13 protein-coding genes are annotated in these 16,079 nt (G+C 61.2%); 11 read left to right on the top strand and 2 right to left on the bottom strand.

Annotated features, from left to right (window positions below; translation table 11 throughout):
* Positions 1-268: 268 nt before the first annotated feature.
* On the bottom strand, positions 269-1,735 hold the full coding sequence (locus tag ACFSDX_RS03480) for a D-alanyl-D-alanine carboxypeptidase (protein WP_382311788.1): 1,467 nt from the start codon (positions 1,733-1,735) through the stop codon (positions 269-271).
* Positions 1,736-1,974: 239 nt separating this feature from the next.
* On the opposite strand from ACFSDX_RS03480, the gene ACFSDX_RS03475 reads away from it, so the two are divergent.
* From ACFSDX_RS03475 to ACFSDX_RS03455, 5 genes are read left to right on the top strand one after another with little or no spacing between them, the layout of a single operon-like run.
* Positions 1,975-2,718 (top strand): hypothetical protein, encoded by a 744-nt coding sequence (locus ACFSDX_RS03475; RefSeq protein ID WP_382311787.1) that lies wholly within the window; start codon positions 1,975-1,977, stop codon positions 2,716-2,718.
* Between the two features lie 44 nt (positions 2,719-2,762).
* Positions 2,763-3,464 (top strand): hypothetical protein, encoded by a 702-nt coding sequence (locus ACFSDX_RS03470; protein WP_382311786.1) that lies wholly within the window; start codon positions 2,763-2,765, stop codon positions 3,462-3,464.
* On the top strand, positions 3,461-4,126 hold the full coding sequence (locus ACFSDX_RS03465; RefSeq protein WP_382311785.1) for a hypothetical protein: 666 nt from the start codon (positions 3,461-3,463) through the stop codon (positions 4,124-4,126). Before ACFSDX_RS03470 ends, ACFSDX_RS03465 begins: the two co-directional genes overlap by 4 nt.
* Positions 4,105-4,917 (top strand): sensor histidine kinase, encoded by an 813-nt coding sequence (locus tag ACFSDX_RS03460; protein WP_382311784.1) that lies wholly within the window; start codon positions 4,105-4,107, stop codon positions 4,915-4,917. The genes ACFSDX_RS03465 and ACFSDX_RS03460 overlap by 22 nt, the downstream gene beginning before the upstream one ends.
* On the top strand, positions 4,917-5,696 hold the full coding sequence (locus ACFSDX_RS03455) for a response regulator transcription factor (protein ID WP_382311783.1): 780 nt from the start codon (positions 4,917-4,919) through the stop codon (positions 5,694-5,696). Before ACFSDX_RS03460 ends, ACFSDX_RS03455 begins: the two co-directional genes overlap by 1 nt.
* 377 nt (positions 5,697-6,073) lie before the next feature.
* Here ACFSDX_RS03455 and ACFSDX_RS03450 read toward each other — a convergent pair whose 3' ends face one another.
* Positions 6,074-7,618, bottom strand: coding sequence for a hypothetical protein (locus ACFSDX_RS03450; RefSeq protein ID WP_382311782.1), 1,545 nt, complete (start codon positions 7,616-7,618; stop codon positions 6,074-6,076).
* Between the two features lie 167 nt (positions 7,619-7,785).
* On the opposite strand from ACFSDX_RS03450, the gene ACFSDX_RS03445 reads away from it, so the two are divergent.
* The 6 genes from ACFSDX_RS03445 to ilvB all read left to right on the top strand — a co-directional run bounded on the left by ACFSDX_RS03445 (position 7,786) and on the right by ilvB (position 15,963).
* Entirely contained in the window at positions 7,786-8,952 is a 1,167-nt protein-coding gene (locus ACFSDX_RS03445; protein ID WP_382311781.1) for a 2-isopropylmalate synthase, read from the top strand.
* A 244-nt stretch (positions 8,953-9,196) separates the two neighbouring features.
* Positions 9,197-10,591 carry a 3-isopropylmalate dehydratase large subunit gene (gene leuC / locus ACFSDX_RS03440; RefSeq protein ID WP_382311780.1) on the top strand — a complete coding sequence of 465 codons (1,395 nt, stop codon included), beginning with the start codon at positions 9,197-9,199 and terminating at the stop codon, positions 10,589-10,591.
* Positions 10,591-11,187, top strand: coding sequence for a 3-isopropylmalate dehydratase small subunit (leuD, locus tag ACFSDX_RS03435; protein ID WP_382311779.1), 597 nt, complete (start codon positions 10,591-10,593; stop codon positions 11,185-11,187). The genes leuC and leuD overlap by 1 nt, the downstream gene beginning before the upstream one ends.
* Complete coding sequence (gene leuB, locus ACFSDX_RS03430; protein ID WP_382311778.1) at positions 11,175-12,296, top strand: 3-isopropylmalate dehydrogenase; 1,122 nt, start codon at positions 11,175-11,177, stop codon at positions 12,294-12,296. Before leuD ends, leuB begins: the two co-directional genes overlap by 13 nt.
* A 237-nt stretch (positions 12,297-12,533) precedes the next feature.
* Positions 12,534-14,252 (top strand): dihydroxy-acid dehydratase, encoded by a 1,719-nt coding sequence (gene ilvD, locus ACFSDX_RS03425; protein WP_382311777.1) that lies wholly within the window; start codon positions 12,534-12,536, stop codon positions 14,250-14,252.
* The gene (ilvB, locus tag ACFSDX_RS03420) at positions 14,218-15,963 is read left to right on the top strand and encodes a biosynthetic-type acetolactate synthase large subunit (protein WP_382311776.1); all 1,746 of its coding nucleotides are present in this window, start codon (positions 14,218-14,220) and stop codon (positions 15,961-15,963) included. Before ilvD ends, ilvB begins: the two co-directional genes overlap by 35 nt.
* The last annotated feature ends 116 nt before the right edge of the window (positions 15,964-16,079 follow it).

Here is a 16,079-nt window from a genome sequence, read left to right as displayed (position 1 = left end):
GCCCCGCCACTATTCAGGCTGCTGCCAGCGCACCCATATTACTCATTACCAGGAATAAACTTGTTTAATATTTGCTTAATGCCATGCTTTAAAAAGGTTGAGCGCCCTCTACCGCCTTTTTAGCGGATAGACTTGTTCCTGAATTTAGGAAAAATGTGCTAAAGCAGGTCATGCTGAACGCAGTGACGGATGACCTGCTTTAGCAAGACTTTTAATGCCGGAACAAGTCTCTTACAAAAGTGCGGCCGGGCGCAGCAGCGGCCGCTGGCTACAGCCGCTCGCGCACCTCGCGCAGCAGGCGCTCCATGGCATTACGGGTGGCCTGGTCGCTACCGGGAATGCTGTTGTTGAAGAACGTGACGGCCACCAGCCGGCCGCTTTTGCAGCGCACGTAGCCGGCCAGGTTGCAGGTGTGGGTGAGGGTGCCAGTTTTGCCCCACAGCCACGGCGTTTTGGGCGGGCCGACCTCAAAGTAGCGGCGGCGCAGCGTACCCTGGCCGCCGCCGCCGGCCAGCAAACTCAGCAGGCGCGGCTCGGGCACCTGCTGGTGCAGGCGGGCTAGCAGGGCCGTGAGGGTGCGCGGCGTCAGCAGGTTTAGGCGCGACAGGCCCGAGCCATCGACCCAGTCGGGGCGGTCGGGCAGGCCGCGCAGCTGGTTTTTGAGCAGGTAGCGAATGGCGCGGGCCCCGCTCAGCGAGTCGCGGTAGCCTAGGCGACTGCTGGTCATCAGCAAAAGCTGCTCGGCCAAAAAGTTGTCGCTCACGCGCAGCATGCGGCGGTAGAGCGAGTCGGCCCGCAGCCCGCGCAGCGTGCGGATGCTGTCCTGGCCGGGGCGCGGGCGCCAGGCCGTGCCCACGATGGCGCGGCGCAGCGTGTCGCCGAGCAGCCGCAAAAACAGCGTGCGGCTGGTGCGGTAGGGCACTTCATCTATCCACTTTTTGGGACCTGGGCGGTAGGTAAAGCGGTTTTCGAGCTGCGCCCGGTACACGTGCATCTCGTCGTCCTGGTCGGGCGAGAGGCGGAAATCGGGGCCGGCCGCGGCCGTGAGCGGCGCAAATGCCCTAGGGTGTACCCGCACCCGCTGGGGCAGCGCCTGGGCCGGCGCGCCCGGCCGAGGGCGCACCACCAGCGGCGCGCTGGCATAAAAGCGCACCGTGTTGCCATAGAGCGGAAACGCCGTGCGCTCGGGCTGGAAGTAGTAATTAAAATCGTCCCAGGTCCAGCCGGGGCCGTAGGCGGGCTCGGTGGCGATGTCGCAGTAGGCCAGCAGCTTCTCGGGCCGGGTGGCCAGAAAGGTGTAGGCCCGGCGCGAGGGCACGTCGCCGTGCAGCAGCGTGGGGTCGCCGGTGCCCTGGAAGAACAGCGTATCGCCCCGCGAGAAGTAGCGCAGGCTGGGCAGCGAGTCGGGCAGCAGCGTGAGGCCGGCGTAGAGGCTCAGCAGCTTCATGGTGCTGGCGGGCGTGAAGTACTTGGCCTCGTTGTAGCCGAACAGCGCCTCGCCGGTGGTGGCGTCGGCCAGGGCCACGCCCACCTGCTGGCGGCGCAGCGTGGTAGAGCTGTCGAGCTGCTGGCGCAGCCAGGGCATATCGGCGCGGCCGGTGGCCGAGTCGCGCACCACGCCGGGCTGGGCGGGCGCGGTGGCGGGCGGGTTTTGGCCGCAGGCCGAGGTGAGGGGCAGCAGCCCCAGCAGAAGGAGACTGGCGGGTAGGCGACAGGGCAAGAGAAGGGGCAGCATGGGCACGGGCGCAACTTACAGCCGAAATTACCCAGCCTCCGCCACCTAGGCTAGTTTTGGGGAGTAGGCAGCCGCCAATGCCCGGCCGGCCACCCAACTAAGGGCCCTCTGGTGGGGCCGGCCCTGGCTTGAGTTGCTCGGTAAAATCTAGCTAAACTGCGCTATAATGCAAGAAAAGCTCCTACATTTGGGGTGAGCTAACTCTGATTCAATCGTTTAACTACCCCGTTTTCTTCTCTGTGTACACGCTTCTTACCCAAGCAGAATTTGACACCTACGCCGCCGCCTGGGCGCAGTTTATCAGCCGGGACGGCGCCGGCGAAGTACAGCGTCTTTTCCAACCCGCCGGCAAACTGCGGCAAACGCATGTCAGCTTCGACCTAGTCGATAGCCTCGTACCGCTGCTCTCCACGGTCGGCCTCCGGCGAGTGGCCGCGCGCTTTGTGCTGCTGCCCGCCGAGGTGGCCGGCGACAGCCCGCGCTTTCGGGTAGTGCTGTTTGCCACCGACGCGCTGGGCGGGCGCATCTCGGCCTATTACCTGGGCGCCGCCGCCTGGGTGGCCGCCCCCAAAACCGACGAGCTCCTAAGTGAAGACGCAGCGGGGCTAGTGTCCTTCAACCTGGCCAAGGTCTGGCTCCGGGCTTGGGCCGCGCCCCAGCAGCAGCTGGGCCCGCGCCTGTTCGGGACCGCCTACGGGCCGCTGCAAGGCTACACCTTCGAGCTGAGCGATTTTATGGACCCGCTCTTCCCGGCCCAGCAACCGGCTCCCCCCGCTCCCGGCATGGTCTTTAGCCTGCGCTTGTATTTCAGCCTCAAGAGCTACTACCCCGCCTACCCCGAAAACCTGGAGCAGCCCCACCAAACCTTCGGGCTGGTGGGGCGCCTATTTCCGCCGGTTGGCAAGGTCACCGACGACGACGACGCCAGCGGCACTACGGGCGGGTCTTCTTATGATATGGCGCAGCCTAATCCGCCAGGCTAAGCGCCTAGTAGACCTGTACTCAATTTGCAGCTTAAACAATCCCCATGCTTAGGGAATACCTTCAATATTTCATCTCATTCACTATCGGGCTGGCCATAGTTGCCAGCTTGATTGGCTTAGCGCGCTATCGCCAGCTGCCGGCCAGCCTGCGCTACATCACGCTGCTCGCCTGCTTCGATACATCAATGGAGCTGACTGTCAAGTTTCTACATGATGTAGTAAAGCTGAAGAGCAATCTATTTATGTTTCCCTTTATCTCCATCGGCGAGTTGGCGCTGCTGGGGCTGGCCTATCGCCAGGCATTGCAATCTGCCGCTTTCAATAGAGTACTACCTTGGCTGCTGGGCTTGTTCACGGCTTATGCATTGGCAGTTAGCTTTAGCCAGTTCGGGATGGTTCGCTATGCGGTTGGCGTAGCCACCATCGTCAACTTACTAATGCTGGGCCTGGCAGGCTTTTATTTTAGAAAGCTGCTCAATGACTTACAGGTAGAGCACCTTTTACACGACCCTTTCTTTCTGGTGTCGATAGGGTTGACAGTGTATGGGCTGGGAAATTTACTTATCTACTTATCTAGCAATTACTTACTTGCACATTGCTCAGAACAGCTGCAAATGATTATTTTTTGGGGCGTGCGCAATTTGTTCAATGTTGTCCTCTACTTATCGTATTGCGTGGCGCTGTGGATATCCCCTACCCAAGAGCGCGTGGTGCCCGCGGCGGCCAGCACCTCACCTAGGATATGACAACTGCGCCTGTGTACGTTACGCTGGCCTGGGGGCTGACGGTGGTCGTTATTGCCGGGGCTAGCCTGCGGGGCTTCACCCGCTTTCGCCAGCTGCCACCTAGCCTGCGGGCCCTTACCTGGTTTGCCGGCTTCGAGACGCTCATGGAAGTGGTCAACAAGTCTTTAATTAAGGTTTTTCACTTTCAGTCAAACCTGTTTCTGCTCCCGCTCGATGCCATTGGCACGGTGGGGCTGCTGGCCCTGGCGTATAGCTACGCCTTGCAGTCGGCGGCCTTTAGCCGGCTGATGCCCTGGGTACTGGGCGCTTTTAGCAGCTACGTGCTGTTCGATACGCTCGCCGGGCTCGGCACCGTGCGCTACACCCCGAGCGTGCAGGTTATCGGCGACTTACTAATGCTGAGCTTGGCAGGGCTGTATTTTCAGAAGCTGCTCAACGAGCTGCGGGTGGTGCGCCTCGGGCGCGACCCTTTCTTCTGGATGTCGGTGGGCACCGTGATTTACACGCTGGGCGATTTGCAGCTGTCACTGTTCGGCAATTACATTTTGCACCACGTTCCGCTTCAGGCGCAGCTTATCACCCTTAGCTTGGTGCGGATTTCTTTACTTTTCGTGTTTTACGGCAGCTGCTGCCTGGCTTTATGGATGCGCCCGCAGAGGTAGAGTTTAGCCAGTTGCTGCTCACGGGCATTGGCCTGATGCTGCTGGCGGCCGGAGCGCTGGTGCTCTTCGTGGTCACGTACCAGAAACGCTTGCTGCGGCAGCAGCTGGCCCTGCGCACCGCCGAGGCCGCTTACCAGCAGCAGTTGCTGGCCGCCGTAATCGAGGCCCAGGAGCACGAGCGCGAGCGCATCGGCCGCGACCTGCACGATGGCATCGGCTCGACCATCGCCACCGCCAAAATGCTCGTCAACCGCCTCGAAAGCGACCAGCCCACCGACAACCGCCCCGAGCTGTTCGGCATGGTGAAGGAGATAATGGGCACTGCCGTGCACGATGTGCGTAGCATCTCGCACTCGCTCTTCCCGGCCGTGCTAGCCCGCTACGGCCTCGCCGACGCCCTCCAGCACCTGGTAGATGTCAGCAACGAAACCGGCACCCTCGACATCGAGCTGGAGGTAGACTACCTCCAGCCGCTGGCCCTAGCCCAGGAGCTGGCCCTCTACCGCATTTGCCAGGAGCTGATTCACAACGCCCTCAAGCACGCCCGCGGCGCCACCCGCCTCGATGTGCTGCTGCGCCAGCGCGGCCCGCTGCTTACGCTGGTGGTCGAGGACGACGGCCCCGGCTTCGACGCCACCTACCTAGGCCCCGATGGCCAGCCCGCCACCAAGGGCGCCGGCCTGCGCAGCATCGAGGTGCGCGTGCAGCTGCTGCAAGCCCGCCTGCGCCAGCAGTCGGCCCCCGGCCAGGGCGTGCGCACGGTAGTCGAAATTGCTTCGCCCGCTGGCTAATGGCGCGAACTTTACGCGCCACTACCCACCAGGCTAAAAACCGTTTCAGGCAGCACCTAGGGCACGTTCAGCAGCTTCTCCACTTCGCATTCTTCTCCCCACCGCCCTACATGGCCACGATTACCACCCCGGTGCAGATAGCGCTGCTCGACGACCACCCGCTGTTTCGGCAGGGCATGCGCTACATCTTGCAGGCGCTGCCCTACGTAGAGTCGGTGGTGGAGGCCGGCGAGTTCGGCGAGTTGCTGGCCCTGTGCCGCCAGCGCCTGCCCGACGTGCTGCTGCTCGACCTGCAAATGCCCGGCATGGACGGCCCCGAAGTGGCCCAGGCGCTCCTAGGTGAGTTTCCCGACCTCAAAATCATCGTGCTCTCGATGTTCTCGGCCGATAAGTTCATCACCCAAATGATGAAGCTCGGCGCCCGCGGCTACCTCCCCAAAGACGTAGACCAGCCGCAGCTCGCCCAGGCCCTCGAAGACGTGCTCACCAACGGCCACCACTTCACCGAGCGCGTGTCGAAGGCCATGCTGCGCGGCGTGCAGCAGCCGGCCCGCCCGGCGCCCCTCAGCCTCAGCGAGGAGGTACATTTCACCCCGCGCGAGCTCGATGTGCTGCGCCTCATCTGCGAGGGCCGCACCACGGCCGACATCGCCGAGGCGCTCTTCCTGAGCAGCCGCACCGTGGACGGCCACCGCCAGCGCCTGCTCGAAAAAACCGGCTCGCCCAACGTGGCCAGCCTGGGCGTGTACGCCGTGCGCCACGGCCTGCTTGAGGGCTAGTGGCACCCCCGTATAAATACGGGGGTCGGCAAAATGGGTATTTATACGCTAAAACCAGCCACTGCCCCAGGGCCACCTTTGCAGGGCAAATACCTGGTCACGGTAGGTGCGTACTGCGCTCTTTCTAAGCTATGAAAACAGGCTTAGCCATTTCCTTCTTGCTGGCTTAGCTACCGCTCTCTTCCTCGCTGGCTCGCAGCGTGTTGAAAACAACTTTTCATTTGCCTGGCCCCGTCCTGCCGCCCTAGCGCCGCTCATTCGAGCAGCCGGGCCAGGGCGGGGCTAGCTTGTTGCCTGCAATTAGGCTTGGCCCCGGCTCGGCCCGGTACTTTCACCGGTAAGACTTACGTGAAAGCCCTCATTTGGCCCCCTAGGTCCTACTTCATCGTCAGGAATTTCTGCTGCATCACCTCCTGCACCGAGCGGCCCGACACCTTGCTTTCGAGCCACGAGATGATATCGAAGTAGAGAAACGGCCGCCGGTCAAAGGGCCGGGCGGCTATCGCCTCCAGCTTGGCTTTTAGCTTGCCAAACTCCTCGCGCAGCTGATTAGGTGCAAAGTGCCCGGCCCGCCGCAGAAACCGGAATACCTCCACCTGCATCGGCTGCTGGTCGTTCATCTTACCTAGGAATTGGTATACCGAGCGCACCTGGTATTCAAGCTCCGCATCCTGCCCATCCTCGAAGTGCGCCACCAGGTTGAGGATGCGCGCAAAGCACTGCAAGTCCTCGCGCAGGCTCAGGTCCTTGTGGTCGATAATGCGGTTTAAGTACTTGATGGCCTGCTTATACTGCCCGCTCCCGAAGTACAAGCAGGCAATTTTGTAGTAGAACACCAGCGTACGGTGCAGGTCGAGTTGCGACTTGTACTCCCCAAGCTGCTCCAGCAGCTCGGGCACCATTTCCACGCCTTCGGTAAAGCGCGCCTCCAGAAAAACAGCGTTGATGCGATTGGTCCAGATGTATTGAAACAGCAGCGCCTCGGTGTTGGGCGTGGCGCGGCGCGTTTGGTTGGCGCCAAAGTCCTCCAACGTCTGCAACACTTCCCGAAAACGGCTGTAATACATCATATTAAACAGCGACGCCAGCAGGTTGTGCAAACCTTTGATGTAGAGCATCGTCTGGCTTTCTTTCAGGTCGGGCTGTTGCTCAAACAAGTCCACCCACTTTTGCGCGTAGCGGTAGCAGGCCCGAAACTCCTGGTTAATGGTGTGGTACCACACGTGCGCCTGGTAGAAATACAGTTTTTCCCAAAACCCGCTGTTGCGCCCGATACTAGCCGGCACGTGCGCCCGGAAGTACGCCGTAAACTGCTCGTGGTCAGCTTGGTTGCGGGCGTGGCCGGTTTGCAGATACAGCCCGTACAGCCGCAGTGACGCGTTGGACAGCGCGTGCTGCTGGCTGAGGTGCGCCGCCGTGGCCGTAGCCTCGGCCGCCAGCGACTCAGCCCGCCCCTGCAAGCTGCGCGTGATGTACTGCGACTCAATAAGCTTCTCAAAATCAATGGTTAGCAGCGCTACGTGCGGCAGCTCGGCCTGCTGGGCCGCCAGCTTCACGCGGGCCAGCATCCGCAGCGCCTGCTGGTAGAAGCCCTTGTTGTAGAGCACGCGGGCATAGTCGAGCTGCTCGTGCAGCTGAATATCCAGATTTTGGCCAGCGTGGTAAAGGCGCAGGCTGGCCAGCAGCTGCCGGTACAAATTGGCCTTGAGGTTGGCGAGCTGGGCGCGCTTGAGCGTGGGCACCTGGGTGAGCACGCGCTCCTCATCTAGCTGCTCCTGGGCATCGAAGGCATCGAAGAGTTGCAGGAATTTTAGGCCTTCGGTGGAACCCTGGCGGTTAGTAAAAAGGCGAAAATGACGCTTTTCGGACTGCGTCAGGGATTTTATCAGCTGAAAAACGGGGTCGCTGGCTTTATTAGGCATTGTAAAATACTACCCGCTAAATTATTGATTGACAAAGCAATAATGAAATAATTTACTCACTTGGAAATAATAGAAAACACTAAAAAATGTTTTTCGCCCCTCGAAAAATCCTGGTACTTGCAGTGCAATAACAAAGCTGGCCCCGTGCTGGCAGGTTTTCAACTCCTATGGCGACGCAAAAAATTCAGATTTTCGATACCACGCTCCGCGACGGCGAACAGGTGCCGGGCTGCAAGCTAAACCAGCAGGAGAAACTAGTTATTGCCCGGCAGCTCGAAGCCCTAGGGGTCGATGTTATCGAGGCTGGCTTCCCGGTATCGAGCCCCGGCGACTTCGCCGCCGTGGCCGCCATCGCCGCCCAAACCAAGCACGCCACTGTCTGCGGCCTCACCCGCGCCGTCGAGAATGACATTCGCGTGGCCGCCGACGCGCTGCGTTCGGCTCGCCGCCCGCGCATCCACACCGGCATCGGCACCTCCGACCTGCACATTTTCCAGAAGCTGCGCACCACCCAAGAAGACGTGCTGGCCCGCGCCGTGGCCGCCGTGAAGCTCGCCAAGAGCTTTGTCGAAGATGTGGAGTTTTACGCCGAAGATGCCGGCCGCACCGACAACGAGTTCTTGGCCCGCGTGTGCGAAGCCGCCATTGCGGCCGGCGCCACCGTGCTCAACATCCCCGATACCACCGGCTACTGCCTGCCCCACGAGTACGGCGCCAAGATTAAGTACCTGTACGAGAACGTGAAAGGTATTGACCGCGCCATTCTCTCGACGCACTGCCACAACGACCTAGGGCTGGCCACGGCCAACTCCATCGCGGGCGTCAGCAACGGCGCGCGTCAGATAGAGTGCACCATCAACGGCGTGGGCGAACGCGCCGGCAACACCTCGCTCGAAGAAGTGGTGATGATTTTGCGCCAGCACCCCACGCTGAACCTGCACACCGACGTTAACACGCGCCTGCTCACCGAAACGTCGGCCCTCGTGTCGCACCTCATGAGCATGCCAGTGCAGGCCAACAAGGCCATCGTGGGCGCTAATGCCTTTGCGCACAGCAGCGGCATCCACCAGGATGGCGTAATTAAGTGCCGCGAAACCTACGAAATTATTGACCCTAAGGAAGTTGGTGCCGTCGATTCGACCATCGTGCTCACTGCCCGCTCGGGCCGCGCGGCCCTCGCCTACCGCCTCCAGAAGCTGGGCTACAACCTAGAGCGCCCCGCGCTGAACATGGCCTACGCCAGCTTCTTGCAGCTCGCCGACCGCCAGCGCGAAGTGATTGACAACGACTTACACAGCCTCATCGAACAAGAAAAACTAGTAGCCGTCGGCTAACCGGGCAAAGGAAACGGGGCGGCAGGCGCTGCCAGTGGGTGGGAGCAGGGAAGTCAGGGGGTCGGGTTAACAACCCAATGACGCCATTCTTTCACACTCGTTGACTCGACCAAAACTTCCCCCTGTTGCTTCGTTTCCTTCGCCTTTTTATTAACGCTGCTGTCACTAGAACCCTATTAATAGAAGGTCATGCTGAACGCAGTGAAGCATAACGCTCTAGAGACTACGATACTCTACCAAAAAAATGGCCCGGTCCTTAGTTGATAAAATATGGGATGCCCACGTCGTTCGCTCCATCGCGAGCGGGCAAGACGTGGTGTACATCGACCGCCACCTGATTCACGAAGTCACTAGCCCGCAAGCATTTGATGAAATCGCGGCGCGTGGTCTAGAGCTGTTTCGCCCCAGCCAGATTATCGCTACGGCCGACCACAACGTGCCAACGCTCAATCAGCACCTACCTATCGAAGAGCCCCTTTCGCGCTCGCAGGTCGATAAGCTGACCGAGAACTGCCAGAAGTACGGTATTGAGTTGTACGGCCTAGGGCACCAGCGTCAGGGTATCGTGCACGTTATCGGGCCGGAACTTGGACTCACCCAGCCGGGCATGACCATCGTGTGCGGCGATAGCCACACCTCGACCCACGGCGCGTTTGGCGCGGTAGCCTTCGGCATCGGCACCAGCCAGGTGGCGCAGGTAATGGCTTCGCAGTGCCTGCTGCTCACGCGCCCCAAGCGGATGCGCGTAGCGGTAGAAGGTGACCTAGGGCCTGGCGTCACGGCTAAGGACTTGATTCTCTATATCATCGCGCAGCTCGGCACGGGCGGCGCCACGGGCTACTTCGTGGAGTATGCAGGCAGCGCGGTGCGCGGCCTCAGCATGGAAGGCCGCATGACCATTTGCAACATGAGCATCGAGATGGGCGCCCGCGGCGGCCTCATCGCCCCCGACGCCACTACGCTTGCCTACGTACAGGGCCGGCCCTTCGCGCCGAAAGGCGAGGCCTGGAACGACGCCGTAGCTTATTGGGAAACGCTGTATTCGGACGAGGACACGGTATTTGACGCCGAGTTCGTGTACGACGCGGCCGCCATCACGCCCATGATTACCTACGGCACCAACCCTGGTATGGGCATTCCGCTCACCGGCCACGTGCCGAGCCAGGTGCCCGACGCCGAAGCCGAGAGTTTCGACAAGTCGCTGAAGTACATGGGCTTCGAGCGCGGCGAGTCGCTCCTAGGTAAGCAAATCGACTACGTGTTCATCGGCAGCTGCACCAACTCGCGCATCGAAGACCTGCGCACCGTGGCCGCCTACGTGCAAGGCAAGCGTAAGGCCGGGCACGTGGAGGCTATCATCGTGCCGGGCTCTAAACAAGTTGAGCAGCAGGCCATTGCCGAGGGCATCGACAAGATTCTGGCCGCAGCCGGCTTCGAGTTGCGCGAGCCCGGTTGCAGCGCCTGCCTGGCCATGAACGAGGATAAAATTCCGGCCGGCAAGTACTGCGTGGCTACCTCCAACCGCAACTTTGAGGGGCGCCAAGGGCCTGGCTCGCGCACGCTGCTGGCCTCGCCGCTGGTGGCTGCCATCACGGCCGTGCAAGGCCGCATCGTTGACATTACGCAGTACCTGAACTAATGGAAAAATTTCAGACCCTGCACACTACTGGCGTGCCGCTCTCGTTTGAAAACGTTGATACTGACCAGATTATTCCGGCCCGTTTTCTGAAAGCCACCACCCGCGAAGGCTTTGGCGAGAATCTGTTTCGCGACTGGCGCTACAACGCCGACGGCTCGCCCAAGGCCGACTTTGTGCTAAATAACCCGCGCTATAGTGGCGAAATTTTGGTAGCCGGCAAAAACTTTGGCTGCGGCTCTAGCCGCGAGCACGCCGCCTGGGCGCTTTACGACGCTGGTTTTCGCACCGTTATTTCGAGCTACTTCGCCGATATTTTTCGGGGCAATGCGCTGAACACCGGCCTCCTACCGCTGCAAGTGAGCGATGAGGTGCTGGCCCGCCTGCTGGCTGCTATCGAGGAAAATCCGCAGTTGGAACTGGTCGTCGATTTGCCTTCCCAAACGCTGGCCGTGCCGGCTTGGGGCGAAACCGTTAGCTTCGCCATCGACCCCTATAAAAAGGAGTGCCTGATTAACGGCTACGACGACATCGACTTTCTAGTAAATCAAAAATCGGCCATTGCGGCCTACGAACAAAAACGAGCATGGACATGGTAATCAAGAAAATAGCCTTGCTGCCCGGCGATGGCATCGGGCCGGAAGTCTGTCGACAGGCCGTGAAAGTGCTCGACGCCGTAGCCGAGCGCTTCGGCCACCGCTTTGAATTCACCTCGCACCTAGTGGGTGCCTGCGCCATCGACGCCACCGGCAACCCGCTGCCTGACGAAACACTGGCCGCCTGCCGTGCCTCCGATGCGGTGCTGTTCGGCGCCATCGGCGACCCCAAGTACGACAACGACCCGAGCGCCAAAGTGCGCCCCGAGCAAGGCTTGCTGCGCATGCGCAAGGAGTTGGGCTTGTTTGCCAACATCCGCCCCGTAACGGCCTACAAGGCGCTGTTGAAGCACTCGCCGCTGAAAGCCGACCGTATCGAGGGCACCGACCTAGTAATATTTCGGGAGCTGACGGGCGGTATCTACTTTGGTGGGAAGGGCCGCATGGCGGATGGTTCGGCCTATGACCATTGCACGTATTCTCGCGCCGAGATTGAGCGCATCGCGCACCTGGCGTTTCAGTCGGCGGCCGGCCGCCGCCAGCATCTCACGCTCGTGGACAAGGCTAACGTACTGGAAACCTCACGCTTGTGGCGCGAAGTGGTACGCGAGATTGCGCCTAGCTACCCGGAAGTAACCGTTGATTACCTGTTCGTGGACAATGCCGCGATGCAGATTATCATCAATCCCAAGCAGTTCGACGTGATACTTACCGAGAACATGTTCGGCGACATCATTTCGGACGAAGCCTCGGTCATTGCCGGCTCGATGGGCCTGTTGCCCTCCGCCTCGGTGGGCGCCGATGTAGCGGTGTTTGAGCCCATCCACGGCTCCTACCCCCAGGCCAAAGGCAAGGGCATTGCCAACCCGCTGGCCGCCATTTTGTCGGCTGCCATGCTGCTCGACCACCTAGAGCTTACGGAAGAAGCTGCTTTGGTGCGCGAGGCAGTGGACGAGGCGCTGACCAACCAGATTCTGACGCCCGAGCTGAACCCGACTGCGCCTTATACCACTGAGCAAGTTGGTAGTTACGTAGCGTTTTGGATTGCCGACTCGAACGAGCAGCAGTGGAATGCACATAACATCGCGGTGGGCGTGAGCACCATTATTTAGTGTACCGTGGACCTTGTGGGTCCGCGAGTTGCCCAGTTTCCAACCATCCTATTCACTCGCGGACCCGCAGGGTCCACGGTACCACCAGCCATGCGTATGCTACCCGTCATTTCCGTGGTCATTATTCCTACCCTCACGGGCTAGCAGGCACTTCTTATTCTCAAGAAAACCTTCCTAGCCCGCGGCTCAGGAAGGTTTTTTTAGAGCCAAACCGAATTTCTTCGCCGAATTAACCCCATGACTCTCAATAAATTCAGCCGCATCTACACCCAAGACGACAGCTTGCCCGCCTCGCAGGCCATGCTCATCGGCGCGGGCCTGTCGGATGCGGATTTGCGCAAGCCATTCGTGGGCATCTGCTCCACGGGCTTCGAGGGCAACACCTGCAACATGCACCTCAACGGCCTGGCCGACGAGGTGAAGCGCGGCGTGGCCGCCCAGGGCCTTGTGGGGCTGCGCTTCAACACCATCGGCGTGAGCGACGGCATCACCAACGGCAACGCGGGGATGCGCTTCTCACTGGTTTCGAGGGAGATAATTGCCGACTCCATTGAGGCGATGGCGGGCGCGCACTATTACGACGCCCTGGCCACGGTGGTGGGCTGCGACAAGAATATGCCGGGCGCACTCATCGCCATGGCGCGGCTCAATCGGCCTTCCCTCATGGTGTACGGCGGCACGATTAAAGGCGGCGAGTTTAAGGGGCAGCAGCTCAACATTGTATCGTGCTTCGAGGCCTACGGCAAGAAGGTAAACGGCCAGATTTCGGACGAGGATTACCAGGGTATCATCCACAACGCCTGCCCCGGACCCGGCGCGTGCGGCGGGATGTACACCGCTAATACGATGGCGGCGGCCATCGAAACGCTGGGCATGAGCGTGCCCGCATCGTCGTCGTTGCCCGCCGAGAGCAGCGCCAAAATCCAGGAATGCCTCGATGCGGGCGCGTACCTGCGCAACCTGCTGGAGCTGGACTTGAAGCCCCGCGACATTCTGACCCGGGCGGCGTTTGAGAACGCGATGGTGATTATCACCGTGCTCGGCGGCTCGACCAATGCCGTGCTGCACCTCATCGCCATTGCCCACGCGGCCGGCGTGCACCTCACCATGGAGGACTTCCAGGCCGTGAGCAACCGCGTGCCGGTGCTGGCCGACCTCAAGCCGAGCGGCCGGTACCTGATGGAGGATTTATCGAAAATCGGCGGCGTGCCCGCTGTGCAGCGCACGCTGCTCGACTACGGCCTGCTGAATGGCGACCTGCTGACCGTGACCGGCCGCACGCTGGCCGAGAACCTGGCCGACGTGCAGCCCCTAGGTGCCGAGCAGGACCTATTGCGGCCTTTGAGCAACCCCATCAAAGCCGATGGTCACATCCAGATGCTATACGGCAACCTTGCTACCAAAGGCAGCGTGGCCAAAATCAGCGGTAAGGAAGGCCTGCGGTTCGAAGGACCGGCGATAGTGTTTAACTCGGAAGAAGAGTTGAACCAGGGCATCATCGACCACAAAATCGAGGCCGGGCAGGTGGTCGTGATTCGCTACGTGGGGCCGAAGGGCGGACCGGGCATGCCCGAAATGCTTAAGCCAACCTCGGCCATCATGGGCGCGGGCCTGGGCGACAGAGTGGCGCTCATAACGGATGGCCGCTTTTCGGGCGGCACCCACGGCTTCGTGATTGGGCACGTCTGCCCCGAAGCCTTCGACGGCGGCGGCATCGCGCTAGTGCAGGACGGCGACTGGATTATCCTGGATGCCCGCGCCAACACCATCGACGTGCAGCTTTCCGAAGCCGAATTGGAGGCCCGCCGCGCTGCCTGGCAGCGCCCGCCGCTGCCCGCCAAGCAGGGCGTGCTCCTCAAGTATATCCGCACCGTGAGCGACGCCAGCCACGGCTGTATCACTGATTTAGTAGAAGAAAATTATGTCAACGCAGACCTTAGCCCAGCCCACCGCTAGCCCGGCCGCCGCCCCCGCTACCACGCCCACGACTGGCGCGGTAGCCACGCTGCAAGCCCTGGTGGCCGAGGGCGTGGACACTATTTTCGGCTACCCCGGCGGGGCCATTATCCCGATTTACGACGCGCTTTACGACTTCGAGGGCGCCCTCAACCACGTACTGGTACGCCACGAGCAGGGCGGCATCCACGCGGCGCAGGGCTATGCGCGCAGCTCGGGCCGGGTGGGCGTAGCACTGGCCACGAGCGGCCCCGGCGCTACCAACCTCGTGACGGGGCTGGCCGATGCGCTCATCGACAGCACGCCGCTGGTCTGCATCACGGGGCAAGTGTTTGCGCATTTGCTGGGTACCGATGCGTTTCAGGAGACGGACATCATCAACATCACGACGCCCGTTACGAAGTGGAACTACCAGGTAACCAGGGCCGAGGAAATACCCGAGGCGCTGGCTAAGGCCTTCTACATTGCGCGCAGCGGCCGGCCCGGCCCGGTGCTGGTGGATATCACCAAAAACGCGCAGATGCAGACCTTCGACGCGCCGGCCTACGAGCCGTGCACGCATATCCGCAGCTACCGGCCCGCGCCGGTAGTGCGCAACGAGTACATCGAGCAGGCGGCGGCGCTGATTAATAATGCTAAGCAGCCGTTCATCCTCTGGGGGCAGGGTGTGGTACTGGGCAAGGCCGAGCGCGAGTTTCAGGAATTTGTGGAGAAAAGTGGCATCCCGGCGGCCTGGACCATCCTGGGCGTGGGGGCCCTGGCCACTGGCCACCCGCTGAATGTAGGGATGCTGGGCATGCACGGCAACTACGGCCCCAACGTGCTCACCAACGAGTGCGACGTGCTGATTGCCATCGGGATGCGCTTCGACGACCGCGTGACCGGCCGCCTCGATAAGTACGCCAAGCAGGCCAAAATTATCCACCTCGACATCGACCCCACTGAAATCGGCAAAAACGTGCCCACCGCCGTGCCCGTCTGGGGCGACTGCAAGGAAACCCTACCCCTGCTCACGGCCCTGGTCGAGCGCAAGGAGCACGCTGCCTGGCTGGCCCGCTTCAACGACTACGCCGCGCAGGAAGTGGACGCCGTGATTCGGGAGGAGCTGTTCCCGACTTCGGAGGAATTGACAATGGGCGAGGTTATTCAGCAGCTCAACGAGCTAACTGGTGGTGAGGCCGTTATCGTGTCCGACGTGGGGCAGCATCAGATGGTGGCCTGCCGCTACGCGCTGCAAAACCAGTCGCGCAGCCACGTCACGAGCGGCGGGCTGGGCACCATGGGCTTTGCGCTGCCGGCGGCCATTGGGGCCAAATTTGGCGCGCCTCACCGGCTAGTAGTAGCCGTGATTGGCGATGGCGGTTTCCAGATGACCATTCAAGAGCTCGGCACCATCATGCAGACGGGCGTGGACGTGAAAATCATCATTCTCAATAACCAGTTTTTGGGCATGGTGCGGCAGTGGCAGGAGCTGTTTCACCAGCGTCGTTACTCGTTTGTGAATATCCAAAGCCCTGATTTTGTGGCTGTCGCGGCCGGCTACCGCATTGCCGGCCAGCGCGTGGATGCGCGTGACGCCCTGCGCCCGGCGCTGGAGCGGATGCTGGCGCATCCGGGGTCGTTTTTGCTGGAGGTGATGGTGACCAAGGAGAATAACATCTTCCCGATGGTGCCGCAGGGGTGCAGCGTGGCGGAAATCCGCTTGAGATAGTCCCGCCTACCCCGCCTGTCATTGCGAGCGAAGCGCGGCAATCGCACCAGTATGGTGTCTACACGGCTCGTCAGCCACCCGTTCTAGTGCGATTGCTGCGCTTCGCTCGCAATGAC

This window comes from Hymenobacter bucti, from assembly GCF_042681145.1.
In the GTDB taxonomy this organism is placed as follows: domain Bacteria; phylum Bacteroidota; class Bacteroidia; order Cytophagales; family Hymenobacteraceae; genus Hymenobacter; species Hymenobacter bucti.
This window is presented reverse-complemented; position numbering and strand designations above follow the sequence as displayed.

Bases quoted from the DNA above. Each gene is read 5' to 3' on its own strand.
- leuD (WP_382311779.1), top strand. From the start codon at position 10,591: ATGGAAAAATTTCAGACCCTGCACACTACTGGCGTGCCGCTCTCGTTT.
- ACFSDX_RS03465 (WP_382311785.1), top strand. From the start codon at position 3,461: ATGACAACTGCGCCTGTGTACGTTACGCTGGCCTGGGGGCTGACGGTG.
- ilvB (WP_382311776.1), top strand. From the start codon at position 14,218: ATGTCAACGCAGACCTTAGCCCAGCCCACCGCTAGCCCGGCCGCCGCC.
- ACFSDX_RS03460 (WP_382311784.1), top strand. From the start codon at position 4,105: ATGGATGCGCCCGCAGAGGTAGAGTTTAGCCAGTTGCTGCTCACGGGC.
- leuC (WP_382311780.1), top strand. From the start codon at position 9,197: ATGGCCCGGTCCTTAGTTGATAAAATATGGGATGCCCACGTCGTTCGC.
- ACFSDX_RS03480 (WP_382311788.1), bottom strand. From the start codon at position 1,735: ATGCTGCCCCTTCTCTTGCCCTGTCGCCTACCCGCCAGTCTCCTTCTG.
- ACFSDX_RS03455 (WP_382311783.1), top strand. From the start codon at position 4,917: ATGGCGCGAACTTTACGCGCCACTACCCACCAGGCTAAAAACCGTTTC.
- ACFSDX_RS03450 (WP_382311782.1), bottom strand. From the start codon at position 7,618: ATGCCTAATAAAGCCAGCGACCCCGTTTTTCAGCTGATAAAATCCCTG.
- ACFSDX_RS03445 (WP_382311781.1), top strand. From the start codon at position 7,786: ATGGCGACGCAAAAAATTCAGATTTTCGATACCACGCTCCGCGACGGC.
- leuB (WP_382311778.1), top strand. From the start codon at position 11,175: ATGGACATGGTAATCAAGAAAATAGCCTTGCTGCCCGGCGATGGCATC.
- ilvD (WP_382311777.1), top strand. From the start codon at position 12,534: ATGACTCTCAATAAATTCAGCCGCATCTACACCCAAGACGACAGCTTG.
- ACFSDX_RS03470 (WP_382311786.1), top strand. From the start codon at position 2,763: ATGCTTAGGGAATACCTTCAATATTTCATCTCATTCACTATCGGGCTG.